Below are 13140 nucleotides of genomic sequence, written 5' to 3' on the forward strand. Positions count from 1 at the left end.
TCCCACCTAACCCATTCACTTGTAGCCTCTCCACCTTGAAAACACTTTTTGCCCCTGTTGGCGTTCTGCTGTTCGCATTGGGCGGATGCGCCCATCCGCCTTTTATTCCTAGTACCGGCCCGAACACCGCTGTGGTGGAGTTTTCAAACGGTCCGCTCGGCTATACGCAGCAGTACTTCTTTGAGAACCCGGTCACTTGTGAAGGGCCGTCAGTCATCTCCTCCCTTGACCCGCACGAGTCGAAGTCAGTTCGGATGCCCGCGGGTCGGCCAATAACAATATGGACAAGTGCGTGGGGACTTCCAGCGCCTTACGGCATGGTTGCGTGGTGTCGACCTTCGGCCTTCTCTACCCAACTTGTTGCCGGACGCTTCTACAAAGTGGAGTTCGCCGCCGACGTGGCGCAGAAAAGATGCGGGGCAGTGCTTACTTCGCGCGACGATTCAAGCCTGAAGTACATTCGCCGGCAAGTGGATGGTCCTGAGATTGCTGGTGGGCCGCTTACAAAAGGCTTTCAGTGCAATCGGACCGATGATCTCTCGAGCCTTTCACGATAGAGCGAGCGACGTTGTGCGAAACGCGTGCACGCCTGCGTGCGGCCAATACCGGAAGTTCGCCCCCGCTCTCCAGTTCGCCATCCAACGACCATCGCGATGCAGTTCTTGTTCGAAATCGAAGACGTGTTTGACATCAGCAGCCGAGGATGTGTGCTCGTGCCGGGCGTCCCGGATGCGTTCCGGCGTGACGTGAAGACGGGCGAGCAGCTTCTCATCGTGACTCCCCAGGGCACATACATTCGAACCAACATCGCCGGTTTCGAAATGATTAGTCGCGGGCGGCCCATGGTTCACGCGCCTTTCTCCTTGCCCCGAGCGGTCAACAAGGCGAGTCTTCCCGTCGGGTCGAAGGTTTACCTTATCGACGCCACCGACGTCTGACGGCCACAACCGGTCGTTCGCTATGTCAACGCAATGCGACTAAGAACAGACATCTGGCCGCCCCAGGCAGCCGAGAACCGCCGCGCTCGCACTGTCACATTTTTGCTGTTTGAGGTCACCTAACTGAGGGAGAAATCTCGTGTATCACGTTATAGGGCTGTCACACAATCTCATCCTACATGCGCAGCCTTTCGAACCTCTGGAAATTGATGGTCGCCTCCGATTTAGCACTCGGCATCAGCAAGCCAATGGCTACTTCAGATTGATTGCGCCGCATTTTGAGGCGTTCGCAATGCGAGATTCAGCCAAAGTCATAGGCGGCCTACACGTCGTGACGAGCCTTTCAGGCCACGATTTGCACGAAGCGCTGAGCATCTTGGATCAAATCGAGAAGCACATTACAGCCCTACCTCCTCACTGGCGCTCCTACCTCGGAACCACACAGCGTGGAAATGGCGCTGTGCAGCGCATGGAGCCGTTGTTGTTCAACAGCCGGGCGCTCCGCATAGTTCTGCACCTGAGGATGCTTGTCGTCTCGGCGTTGAAGCAGGGAAAATCCGTGTGCTATGGCAGTGGTGCTGTATATCGAGCTTACTGCGGGATCAGGTTGAAACCGGGCGAAGAATACTACTCATAGAGGCGGATGCAGGGAACATTCGTGGACATGCTGGTACTGCGTATGCCGCTTCACGATGACTCCTTCCGAGCGCTGAGCTTGTCTACACCGGACTCTGCGCAAATGCCGACTCTTCGGCTCCAGTCGGCCACCAGCAGACGGTCGGCATCGATCTCTAATCGAAGCGCAACGGCGTCAGATGATTCACGAAACCAAGCCCAAGCCCTCAATGCAAGAGACGTACATTCCCTTCACACCAGTTGCGGGTGTGGTTGCTCCATGCGCTTACGCGGTGCTTTGCACGGAGCCGGGCGACTACACGGTCCGACCCAGTTTCTCGAACGTTATCGGCGCTCCAGCGCAAGATCTACTGGTGCGCTTTGATAGCGTCATGGCCTGCATGTCTCATGCCGAGTTCTCACATCCGTGGGAGGCCATGTCGAAAGCCGAGTTACCTCGGCTTGAAGGGAGGTGGGACGGCTACGCATTCCCACTGCTGGAGGTTAAGGACTCTGATTGGTTGGCTTCCTTCACGGACTGCCAGACCATCGGTTTGGCGAGAGACGTCGTTCGTCACTTCCGGTTTGTGAGTCTCGACAATGTTGTAGACGTACTGATGTATGGCGATGGCGCCGTGACGGCGGAATGGATCAGCGTCATGCAAGAGTAGGCGCGAAGACTTCTTCTTGGGCGAAATTGCGGCCGTGCGGGAAAGACGTAGAAGTCGCATATCGAACGACTGCTTTTAGGCAACTTGTATGGCAGCTTGGGGCCCTGTGCTGCCGTCCACCCGACAGTTACGGATGTCTGCTTTGCAGTCTGAAGCGAGCATCGAACGCAGTCGTACCAATCTCGACCGTGACCGACGCCGGCCCTTCGGAGTTCTGCTTGTCCAGCGCCCGTCTTTCGCGAAAGCTCAGTGGTGCGCCCGCGCATGTCCATCTGCAATCCGCCACAGCGGTCGAACCGCCAACGCCACAGCCGCGCTCATCGTGCGCAGGGCATCGGGTGCTCCCCGCAGCGAAATAAAGGAGGAGGGGCGCAGCCCCGGGGGACATTCGCGGAGGGGAGTACCCGGTGTCCTGTGCACGCGCCCTGAACAACGGCGCACAGAACGCAACAAGAAATCAGCGCAGCGCTTCGACCAGATCCAGCACCATCCGGTCAGGCCCGAACTTCTCGACACCCTGAGTCAACAGCGCATCGACAGCCTGCGCAATGCCATGACTGGAAGATGACTGCTCCGCCATGTCGTTGTAGTACCCCAGGTCCTTCTTGGCATTGGCCATCGAGAACTTCAGTGAGTCGGTGCTGCCGGTTAGAAGCTTGGGCTTGACGCGCTCCAGCGCCACACCGTTGCCGCCGCCCTTGGCGAGCACGTCGACGAACACATCGGGCTTCACGCCCGCGCGCTCCGCACAGGCAGCAGCCTCGCACAGCAGCGCCACGGTGCCCAGCGACACGAAGTTGTGCAGCAGCTTCATCGCATGGCCCGCACCGATACCGCCCACGTGCGTGACGTTCTCGGCAAAGCAACGCAGCAGCGGCAGGCACGAGGCCAGCACCTCGGCGTCGCCGCCCACCAGCAGGTTCAAGCGGCCTTCAGCGGCTTCCTTCGCGGTGCGGGTCATCGGCGCATCGATGAACTTGCCGCCCTTGGCGCTCACTGCTTCCGCCACCTTGGCGGTGGAGGCGGGAACGGCCGTCGAGCAGTCGATCACCACCGTGCCGGGACGCAGCGCAGTCAATGCACCCTTGTCGCCGAGCATCACCGCCTCGACCTGCGGCGTGCCGGTGACGCACAGGATCAGCACGTCGACCTGTGCGGCCAGCGCGGCCACATCTTTCACCGAGGTGGCGCCGGCCTTCAGCAGGCCGTCGATGGGCTGGTTGCCCGCGTGCTCCAGCACGGTGAGCTGATGGCCGTGCTTGACGATGTTGCTGGCGATGCCGTGGCCCATCAGGCCGACGCCGACGAGGCCGACTTTGCGCGGCGTTTGCTGTTCAGTGGTTGTCATGTGTTGTCTTCATCCGTGCTTGATGGCGATGGTCTTGAGGGTCGTGAATCCGAGCAGGGCCTCGAAGCCCTTCTCGCGGCCGAAGCCGCTCGATTTCACGCCGCCGAAAGGCAGTTCTACACCACCCGCCGCACCGTAATTGTTGACGAAGACCTGGCCGCAGTGCAGCTTGTGCGCCATGCGCAGCTGGCGCGCACCGTCGCGGGTCCACACACCGGCCACCAAGCCGAAGTCCGTGCCGTTGGCCAGGCGCACCGCCTCGGCCTCATCGGCGAAGGGCATCACGACCAATACGGGGCCGAAGATTTCGCGCTGCGCCAGGTCGCTGTCGTGCGGCACGTCGCGGAACAGCACGGCCTCCTGGTAGTAGCCGGTGGCCGATGCATTGGGCGACACCGTGCCGCGCGCCGCCACCTTCAGGCCGCTGGCCTCGGCCGTCGAGACCATGTCGCGCACCTGGCGAAACTGCTTCTCGTTGATGAGCGGACCCATGTCCAGGTCTTCGGCGGGCGTGCCCGCGCGCACGGCCGTGAAGCGCTTCGCGAGCCGCTGCACCACCTCTTCGTAGACCGACTGTTCCACCAGCACGCGGCTGCCCGCCGAGCAGGTCTGGCCGGCGTTCTGGATGATGGCGTTCAGCAGCACCGGCTCGGCCGCGTCCAGGTCGGCGTCGGCGAACACGATCTGCGGCGACTTGCCGCCCAGCTCCAGCGTCACCGGGCAATGGCGCTCGGCCGCGGCCAGGCCCACGCTGCGGCCTGTCATGGTGGAGCCGGTGAAGGAGATGTGGTCGATGCCCGGGTGCGCGCACAGCGCAGCGCCGGCTTCCTTGCCGTAGCCCGTCACCACGTTGAGCGCACCGGCCGGAAAGCCCACTTCGGTCGCGATCTCGGCCAGGCGCAGCAGCGAGAGGCTCGCGTCTTCCGCCGGTTTCACCACGCAGGCGTTGCCCGCGGCGAGCGACGCGCCCACGCTGCGGCCTGCGATCTGCATCGGGTAGTTCCAGGGAATGATGTGGCCCGTTACGCCGTGCGGCATGCGCACCGTCAGCACGGTGTAGCCGCGCTCGTAGGGCAGGGTGTCTCCGTGCAGCTTGTCGCAGGCGCCGGCGTAGTACTCCATGTAGCGGGCCAGCGCGGTCGCGTCGTTGCGCGCCACGCGCAGCGCCTTGCCGGTGTCGCGGGCTTCGAGCTGGGCGAGTTCTTCGTGGTGCTGCATCACGGCGGCGCCCAGCTTGGCGAGCAGGCGGCCGCGCTCCAGCGCGGTCATCGCGCCCCAGGGGCCGTCGAAGTTCTCGCCCATGGCCTGGCGTGCGGCGCGCACGGCCGTGTTCACGTCGGCGGCCGTGCCGCGTGCGATCTGGCCGAATTTCTGGCCGTCGCTCGGGTCGATCACGTCGATGGTGGCGTTGCCTTCGGACGGCACGTGGCGGCCGTCGATGTAGTGGGTTGCGCTCATTTGATTTGTCTCCTTGCGGCCAGTCACTTGGGTTCCGGCCAGGGTTTTTGTGCTTCGCGGATCTGTTCGAAAGCGCGGCTGAACTGCAGCACGCCCAGGTCGTCGAAACGGCGCCCGGCAATCTGCAGGCCGATGGGCAGGCCCTCGGCCGAGTAGCCGCAGTTGATTGAGGCAGCTGGCTGCTCCGACATGTTGTAGGGCACCGTGAAGCCGATGTGTTCCAGCGGCAGCAGCGGGTTGTTGGTCGGCGAGGCGTGGTCCGCGGGCGCGGGCATGTTGGGCGACACCGGCGAGATCACGAAGTCGTAGGCCTTGGTGGCGGCAACGGTGGCCGCGCGCGTGGCGATGAACTGGCTGTAGGCCTCGAAGATGTGCGCGCCGGAGAACCCGGCCGCGCTCTCGGCCCAGGCGCGGATGTACGGCAGGATCTTCGCGCGCTTCTCGGCGGGCATGGCCTGCGTGTCGATGAACGAGCGCATGCGCCAGAAGTGGTCCATGCCCTGCAGCATCTTCGGCGTCATGAAGGGCTTGATTTCCTCGACCAGCGCGCCGGCCGCTTCGATGCGCTTCGCAGCGCGGCGCACCGCCTCGGCGATCTGCGGGTCCAGCGGCAGGCCGCAGCCCGCGTCCATGTGCAGCGCCACGCGCTTGCCCTTGATGAACGACGGGTCGACTTCGAAGGCCGTCCAGTCGATGCCCGGCGCCGGCAGTTCCGAATAGTCGCGGTCGTCGGGCTGTGCGACAGAGGCCATCATCAGCGCCGAGTCGGCCACCGTGCGCGTCATTGGACCGGCGCAGCGGCCCATGTACGGTGTGCTCAGCGGAATACGGCCGAAGCTGGGCTTGAGCGTGTAGATGCCGCACCAGCTGGCCGGCAGGCGCAGCGAGCCGCCGATGTCGGTGCCCACGTGCAGTGGGCCGTAGCCCGCGGCAGCCGCCGCACCGGCACCCGCGCTGGAGCCGCCCGGCGTGCGCGACAGGTCCCACGGGTTGCGCGAGAGTTCATGAAAGCTCGACAGGCCCGACGACAGCATGCCCAGGTCGGGCATGGTGGTCTTGGCGACCAGCACCGTGCCGTCTTCCTTCAGGCGCGCGGCGGGCGGGGAGTCTTGCGTCATCGGCACGAGGTCGTAGGCGGCGGTGCCCAGCGGCATCGGGTCGCCTTCGGTCGCGAGGTTGTCCTTGATGGTCACGGGCACGCCGTCGAGCGTGCCGCGCGGCGTGCCGGCCAGCCAGCGCGCCTCGGAGGCGCGGGCCTGTTCGAGCGCAAGCTCGGGGCGGAAGAGCCAGGTCGCGTGCAGCTCAGGCTCGTAGGCCGCGATGCGCTCGTTCACCGAGCGCGCCACTTCCACCGGCGAGAGCTCCTTGGCGGCGTAGGCCGCGTGCAGCTCCTGCACGCTCAGGGAGTACAGGGGCCTGGTCATCGCATCAGCTCCACGAAATTGCGGCCAGGTCGTTCACCACGATCGGCATGCTCGGCCACAGGCCCTTCACTTCCTTGCGTGCGATGGTCGGGAACACCGCCTGGTACAGGAAGCCGTTGACCGCATCGGATGCCAGCTGCCGCTGTGCTTCGGCCAGCAGGTCGGCGCGGCGCTTCTTGTTCTCTTCGTTCTGGATGCTGACGAACAGGTCGCGGAACTTCTTCGAGTCGTAGCCCCAGTAGTAGTCGGGCTCGGTGTACTTCACCAGGTCGAAGGGCTCCACGTGCGCGACCATGGTCAGGTCGAAGTCGTGCGCGCCGCCGAAGGTGCCGCTGAGCCACTGGGCCCACTCGACGTTCTGGATCTTCACGTTGATGCCGATCTGCGCGAGCTGCGCCGCGATCATCTCGCCACCCTGGCGTGCATACGAAGGCGGCGGCAGCTGCAGGCGCAGTTCGAGCGGCGTCTTCACGCCGGCTTCGGCCAGCAGCTTCTTCGCCTTCTCGATGTCGAAGGGGTTCATCGCCGTGGTGTCGATGAAGCCCGGCGCGCCCAGGGCGTAATGGCTGCCGATGGGCCTGCCGAAGCCGTCCGCCGCGCCCTGGACGATGGCGTTGCGGTCGATGGCCGCGAGGATGGCGCGGCGCACGCGCACGTCGTCCAGCGGCTTCTTGCGGTTGTTGATGGTCAGGATCACCTTGCCGCGCGTGCCCACCTCGATCACCTGGAAGCGTGGGTTGCCCTTGAACTGGCTCACCGAGCGCGTGCCCGCGCGCGGGAAGATGTCGATGTCGTTCGACAGCAGCGCGGCGGTCTGCGCGGCCGTGTCCGACATGAAGCGGAAGACGAACTTCTCGGTCTTCGCAAGGCTCGGGTCGCGATAGGTCGGCGACTTCACCAGCGTGCACGAAGCGCCGCGCTGCCATGCGCTCAGCTTGTACGGGCCGGTGCCTACCGGCGCAGTGACGTTGGTCTCGGCGCTCTTGGGCTCGACGATGCAGGCGGTCGATTGCCCCAGCATGAACGGCAGGTCGGGGTTGGGCAGCGTGCTGTTCACGCCCACCATGTACTCGTCGAGCACCACGGTGCCGATCTCGCTGAAGAAGCGCTTGTCCTTGTTGGTGCTCTTGGCGCCGCCCGCGCGGTCGAACGAGAACTTCACCACCGACGCATTGAAGGGCTGGCCGTTCTCGAAGCGCACGCCCTTGCGCAGCCTGAAGACGAAGGTCTTCATGTCGGGCGACGACGTCCAGCTCTCGGCCAGCATCGGCGTGACCGAACCGTCGGCGTTCACCTTGGTGAGCGTCTCGAAGATGTTGTACTGCGTGATCTCCGCGATGGCCGATGCGGCGCCGCTCGTCGGGTCCAGTCCTGGCGGTTCGAGCGGCATGCCGATCGTCAGCGTGTTCTTGCCGGCCTGCGCGCGGGCCTGGGGCAGGAATACACCCGGGATTGCCGCGGCCATGGCGGAAGTCATGAGTGTGCGTCGCTTCAACATTCGATAGTTCCTGGAGGTGAGGGTGGAGGAAAAGAAAGCCTTGCCCGGCTAGCGGGACGGCGTGTGCAGAACGGCGGAAAGCAGGGTGCGCGTGTACTCGTGCTGGGCGTGCTGGAACAGGTCAGCCGGGCGGCCCCGTTCGACGATGCGGCCCTTGAAGACCACGCAGACTTCGTCGCACAGGTGGTTGACCACCGCAAGGTCGTGGCTGATGAGCAGGTAGCTGATGCCGAACTGCTGCTGCAGGTCTTGCATGAGGTTGAGCACCTGGGCCTGCACGGACACGTCGAGCGCACTCACCGGCTCATCGGCGACGATGAGCTTGGGGCGCGTGATGAGCGCGCGTGCGATGGCGATGCGTTGCCGTTGTCCGCCCGAGAACTCGTGCGGGTACTTGTCCATGTCGGTGGTGCGCAGGCCAACCGCTGCCAATGCTTCGGAAGCGCGTTCGCGCTGCACGGCGCGGCTGGTCTCGGCCAGCGCTTCGAGCGGCTCGGCGACGATGCGTGCGACCGTCTGGCGCGGATCGAGCGAACCGTACGGATCCTGGAACACCATCTGGAAATCGCGCCGCGCGGTGCGCAGTTCGGCCTTGGGCAGCGCATGCAGGTTGCGGCCTTCGAGCGAGACAGTGCCCGAGGTGGGTGTGTCGAGCGCCATCACGAGGCGCGCGATGGTCGACTTGCCCGAGCCCGATTCGCCGACGATGCCCACGCTCTTGCCGGCCTGCACCTCGAAGCTCACGCCGTTGAGCGCCTTCACGGTCGGCGGCGGGCCGAAGAGCTTTTCGCGCGGCAGGGCGTAGTGGCGATAGAGGTTGTTCACGGCCAGCAGGGGCTGACCGGCGGTGGTGGGCTTGCTCATGCGGTGGCCGCCTTGGCATTCAACGCGGCGATTTCGCCCAGCCGCAGGCAGCGCACCGTGTGGTCGTTCGGCAGCATCGTGGCTTGGGGGCGTGTGCTCTGGCACAGGTCGATGGTGTGGGCGCAGCGGCCTGCGAAGGCGCAGCCCCGGGGCATGTCGACCAGCTCGGGCACGCTGCCGCGAATGGTCGGCAGGCGGCCGGCACGCACGGCCCCGATGGCGGGCCGCGCTGCGAACAGGCCGCGTGTGTAGGGGTGTGCGCGGCCGGCGAAGACCGTGTCGGTCGGCCCGCTTTCCACCGCGCTGCCGCCGTACATCACGAGCATGCGCTGCACGCTGTTGGCGATCACGCCCAGGTCGTGCGAGATCAGGATCAGCGCCATGCCCATTTCCTTGACCAGGCCCTGGATCAGGTCGAGCACCTGCTTCTGGATGGTCACGTCGAGCGCGGTGGTGGGCTCATCGGCAATCAGCAGGTCGGGCCCGCAGGCGAGTGCCATGGCGATGCCGATGCGCTGGCGCTGGCCGCCCGAGAACTGGTGCGGGTAGGCGTCGAGGCGCGAGGCTGCATCGGGAATGCCCACGCGGTCGAGCAGGCTCAATGCTTCCTTGCGTGCCTGTGCCTTCGTCAGCCCGCGATGCAGCTGCAGCGGCTCGCTGACCTGGCGCGCGATGGTGTGCACCGGGTTCAGTGCCGTCATCGGTTCCTGGAAGATCATGCCGATGCGGTTGCCGCGGATCTGGCACATCTGCTTTTCTGGCAGGCCGACGAGTTCCTGCCCGTCGAGCTTGATGCTGCCCCCGACCTTGGCGCTCGATGGCAGCAGGCCCATGAGCGACATCACGGTGATCGACTTGCCGCAGCCCGATTCGCCGACGATGCCCAGCGTTTCGCCGCGCTCCAGCGAGAACGAAATGCCGCGCACGGCCTGCGCCGGCCCGCGCTGGGTCTGCAGGCCGATCTGGAGGTTGTTGACTTCGAGGAGGGGCATGGCGCTTACCGGGCTCTGGCGAGGCGGGGGTCGAGCAAGTCGCGCAGCCCGTCGCCAAGGAGGTTCAGCCCCAGCACTGCGAGGGCGATCGCCATGCCGGGGAAGACGGCCAGCAGCGGCTGCTGGAACATGAGGGTCTGCGCTTCGCTGAGCATGCGGCCCCACGAGGGTTGCGGCGGCTGCGTGCCCAGGCCCAGGTAGGAGAGGGCGGCCTCGGCCAGGATGGCGATGGCGAAGCGGATGGTGATCTGCACGATCAGCACGGCCGAGATGTTGGGCAGCACGTGCTGCATGGTGATCGCGAATGGGCCCTTGCCGCAGGCGCGTGCGGCGGCCACGTACTCGCGCGACCAGATTGCGTTGGCCGAAGCCCGTGTGATGCGCGCGAAGGTCGGAATGTTGTAGATGCCGATGGCCACGATGGCATTCACGATGCCCGCGCCGAACACGGCGGTCATCATGATGGCCGACAGGATCGCAGGGAAGGCCAGCGTGAAGTCCGACAGCCGCATCACCGCTTCTTCGACCCAGCCGCGTTTCGCGGCCGCGAGCAGGCCCAAGGCGGTGCCGACCACCAGGCCGATACCGACTGCGATCACGCCCACGAGGATGGATGCGCGCGCACCAACCAGCAACAACGAAGCCACGTCGCGACCGAACGCATCGGTGCCGAGCCAGTGCGAGGCCGAAGGGGCCTGCATCTTGTTCGGCATGTCCATCGCATAGGGCGACCAGGGCGTCCACACGAAGGACACGAGGGCGGCCAGGAGCAGCAGGGCGGCCAGCACGCCGCCGATGACGAAGCTGCGGTGCTTCAGCGCGCGGCGCCAGAAGCCCGGCACCTTGAGCGCCGCGGCGCTTGGGCTTGGAATGGCAAGGGTACTCATATGTCGCTGGCCTTGATGCGCGGATCGATCACGGCGTACAGCACGTCGACCACGAAGTTCACGATGACCACCATGGCCGCCAGCAGCATCACGCAGTTGCGCACCACGATCAGGTCGCGGTTGCTGATGGCCTGGAAGATCAGCCGGCCCAGGCCCGGCAGGTAGAACACGTTCTCCACCACGATGGTGCCGGCCAGCAGCTCGGAGAACTGCATGCCCATCACGGTAATGACGGGGATCATGGCGTTGCGCAGCACGTGGGTCCACAGCACTGCACGTTGCGACACGCCCTTGGCGCGGGCAGTGCGCACGAAGTCTTCGCGCATCACTTCGAGTACGGCCGAGCGGGTGATGCGCGCGAGGATTGCTGCTTGAACAACGGCAAGAGACAGCGCCGGCAGCAGCAGCGACTTGATGCCCGAGAAGATGCCTTCGCTCCAGCCCTCGAAGCCACCAGCGGAGAACCACTGCAGCTGCACCGAGAACACGAGGATCAGCAGGATGGCGAACCAGAAGTTCGGAATGGCGATGCCGACCTGGGCCATGCCCATCAGGCCGACGTCGCCAAGCTTGTTGTGGCGGGCCGCGGCCGTGACGCCGACGAGCAGCGCAATCACGACGGTGAGGGCCATCGCAAGCATGGCGAGAGGCACGGTGAGCGCGAGGCGCTCCAGGATCAGGTCGAGCACCGGCGAGCTGTAGGCGTAGCTGTCGCCGAGGTTGCCGGTGAGCAGGCCGCCGATCCAGTGCCAGTAGCGGGTCCATGCGGGCAAGTCGAGACCCAGTTTCGTTGCCAGTGCCGCGACGGCTTCGGGTGAGGCGTCTGGGCCCATGAGCATCTGCGCTGCATTGCCCGGAAGAATCTCCAGTACCAGGAACACGATGATGGATGCGCCCACCAGGGTGCCGATGAGCGTCAGTGTGCGTTTCAGCAGGAACAGGCCCATTTCAGTGACTCCGCTCTGCGTTGTGTCGTTGGGTGTTCTTGTTCGGGGTGCGTGCGAATGACACCGGGTGCTCCCCTCCGCGAATGTCCCCCGCCTTCGGCTCCTCCTTTATTTCGCTGCGGGGAGCACCCGGTGCCATTCGCACATGGACGCGGCTGTAGTGCTGGCCGATCAACCGCTGCGTCCATCGATCACGTCGATGGGGTGCTCTGCGCAGCGAAATAAAGGAGGAGGCCGCAGGCCGGGGGACATTCGCGGAGCAGAGAACGCCGTCGGCGTGATCGCTCCCTGAACAAGAGCAGTGCGTCATGCCGAGATGCAATTCGCAATCGCGCGGCCCACGTCCACGGTGTTGGCGGTCCCGCCCATATCTCGAGTACGCGGACCTTCGCTCAGCACGGTCTCGATGGCCGAGATCACCGCAGCCGAAGCCTCTGCGTACACAGGGTCGTTGTTGCCCAGATGGTCCAGCATCAGTGCGGCCGACCAGATCTGGCCGATCGGGTTGGCGATGCCCTTGCCGGCGATGTCGGGTGCCGAGCCGTGCACCGGTTCGAACAGCGAGGGGAATTTGCGTTCGGGGTTCAGGTTGGCCGAGGGCGCAATGCCGATAGTGCCGGTGCAGGCCGGGCCCAGGTCCGACAGGATGTCGCCGAACAGGTTGGATGCCACCACCACGTCGAACCAGTCGGGGTGCTGCACGAAATGCGCGCACAGGATGTCGATGTGGTACTTGCTCGTCGCCACGTCGGGGTAGCGCGTGGCGATCTCGGCCAGGCGCTCGTCCCAGTAGGGCATGGTGATCGAGATGCCGTTCGACTTGGTGGCGGCCACCAGGTTCTTGCGCTTGCGGCGATTGGCGAGCTGGAACGCGTAGTCGATGATGCGGTCCACGCCGGTGCGGGTGAACACGGCCTCCTGGATCGCCATCTCGCGCGGCGTGCCTTCGAATAGGCGCCCGCCCACCGAGGTGTATTCGCCCTCGGTGTTCTCGCGCACCACCAGAAAGTCGATGTCGCCGGGCTTGCGGTGCGCCAGCGGGCCGGGCACGCCGGGCATCAGGCGCACGGGGCGCAGGTTCACGTACTGGTCGAAGTCGCGGCGGATCTTGATGAGCAGGCCCCACACCGCGATGTGGTCGGGCACTTTGTCGGGCGCACCCACCGCACCGAAATAGATCGCGTCGTGGCCCTGGATCTTGTCGGCCCAGTCGGCCGGCATCATCAGGCCCGTGCGCACATAGTGGTCGGAGCCCCAGTCGAAGTGGTCGTACGAAAAATCGATGCCGAAGCGGCGACCGACCGCATCGAGTACGCGCAACCCTTCGGGCATGACCTCGACGCCGATGCCGTCTCCGGGAATGACGGCAATCCTGTGCTTTTTCTGCATTGACTCAACCTGTTCCAAGTTCGTTTCGTTCGGTGCGCCAGCGCTCGTGACGCCGGGCTTGTCGAAAAATTCTAGAAGCGAGAACTGGGCCTGAAGAGGGGGTTGGCAC

Annotated in this window: 11 protein-coding genes; 2 read left to right on the plus strand and 9 right to left on the minus strand. The window is 65.0% G+C overall.

Annotated elements, in window-relative coordinates:
• Positions 1-653 precede the first annotated feature (653 nt).
• Both NWF24_RS06870 and NWF24_RS06875 read left to right on the plus strand, forming a co-directional pair.
• Positions 654-938, plus strand: a complete 285-nt coding sequence (locus NWF24_RS06870) for a hypothetical protein (protein ID WP_258353534.1) — start codon at positions 654-656, stop codon at positions 936-938.
• A gap of 845 nt (positions 939-1783) precedes the next feature.
• Entirely contained in the window at positions 1784-2224 is a 441-nt protein-coding gene (locus tag NWF24_RS06875) for a hypothetical protein (protein WP_258353535.1), read from the plus strand.
• Positions 2225-2681: 457 nt separating this feature from the next.
• Here the strand turns inward: NWF24_RS06875 and NWF24_RS06880 are convergent, their stop codons facing one another.
• From NWF24_RS06880 to NWF24_RS06920, 9 genes are all read right to left on the minus strand, one after another.
• Complete coding sequence (locus tag NWF24_RS06880) at positions 2682-3572, minus strand: NAD(P)-dependent oxidoreductase (RefSeq protein WP_258353536.1); 891 nt, start codon at positions 3570-3572, stop codon at positions 2682-2684.
• A gap of 9 nt (positions 3573-3581) precedes the next feature.
• A complete protein-coding gene (locus NWF24_RS06885; protein ID WP_258353537.1) occupies positions 3582-5030 on the minus strand; it encodes an aldehyde dehydrogenase family protein in 1449 nt (482 codons plus the stop codon).
• A gap of 23 nt (positions 5031-5053) precedes the next feature.
• Positions 5054-6454: an amidase gene (locus tag NWF24_RS06890; RefSeq protein WP_258353538.1), complete on the minus strand. Its 1401-nt coding sequence runs from the start codon at positions 6452-6454 to the stop codon at positions 5054-5056.
• 4 nt (positions 6455-6458) lie between these two features.
• Positions 6459-7952 carry an ABC transporter substrate-binding protein gene (locus NWF24_RS06895; protein WP_258353539.1) on the minus strand — a complete coding sequence of 498 codons (1494 nt, stop codon included), beginning with the start codon at positions 7950-7952 and terminating at the stop codon, positions 6459-6461.
• Between the two features lie 48 nt (positions 7953-8000).
• A complete protein-coding gene (locus NWF24_RS06900) occupies positions 8001-8816 on the minus strand; it encodes an ATP-binding cassette domain-containing protein (RefSeq protein ID WP_258353540.1) in 816 nt (271 codons plus the stop codon).
• Positions 8813-9808, minus strand: a complete 996-nt coding sequence (locus NWF24_RS06905) for an ABC transporter ATP-binding protein (RefSeq protein ID WP_258353541.1) — start codon at positions 9806-9808, stop codon at positions 8813-8815. The genes NWF24_RS06900 and NWF24_RS06905 overlap by 4 nt, the downstream gene beginning before the upstream one ends.
• A gap of 5 nt (positions 9809-9813) precedes the next feature.
• Complete coding sequence (locus NWF24_RS06910; RefSeq protein WP_258353542.1) at positions 9814-10695, minus strand: ABC transporter permease; 882 nt, start codon at positions 10693-10695, stop codon at positions 9814-9816.
• Positions 10692-11642, minus strand: coding sequence for an ABC transporter permease (locus tag NWF24_RS06915; protein WP_258353543.1), 951 nt, complete (start codon positions 11640-11642; stop codon positions 10692-10694). Before NWF24_RS06915 ends, NWF24_RS06910 begins: the two co-directional genes overlap by 4 nt.
• 306 nt (positions 11643-11948) lie before the next feature.
• Positions 11949-13031, minus strand: a complete 1083-nt coding sequence (locus NWF24_RS06920; RefSeq protein ID WP_258353544.1) for a tartrate dehydrogenase — start codon at positions 13029-13031, stop codon at positions 11949-11951.
• Between the last annotated feature and the right edge of the window lie 109 nt (positions 13032-13140).

Source organism: Variovorax paradoxus, from assembly GCF_024734665.1.
Classification (GTDB): Bacteria; Pseudomonadota; Gammaproteobacteria; order Burkholderiales; family Burkholderiaceae_C; genus Variovorax.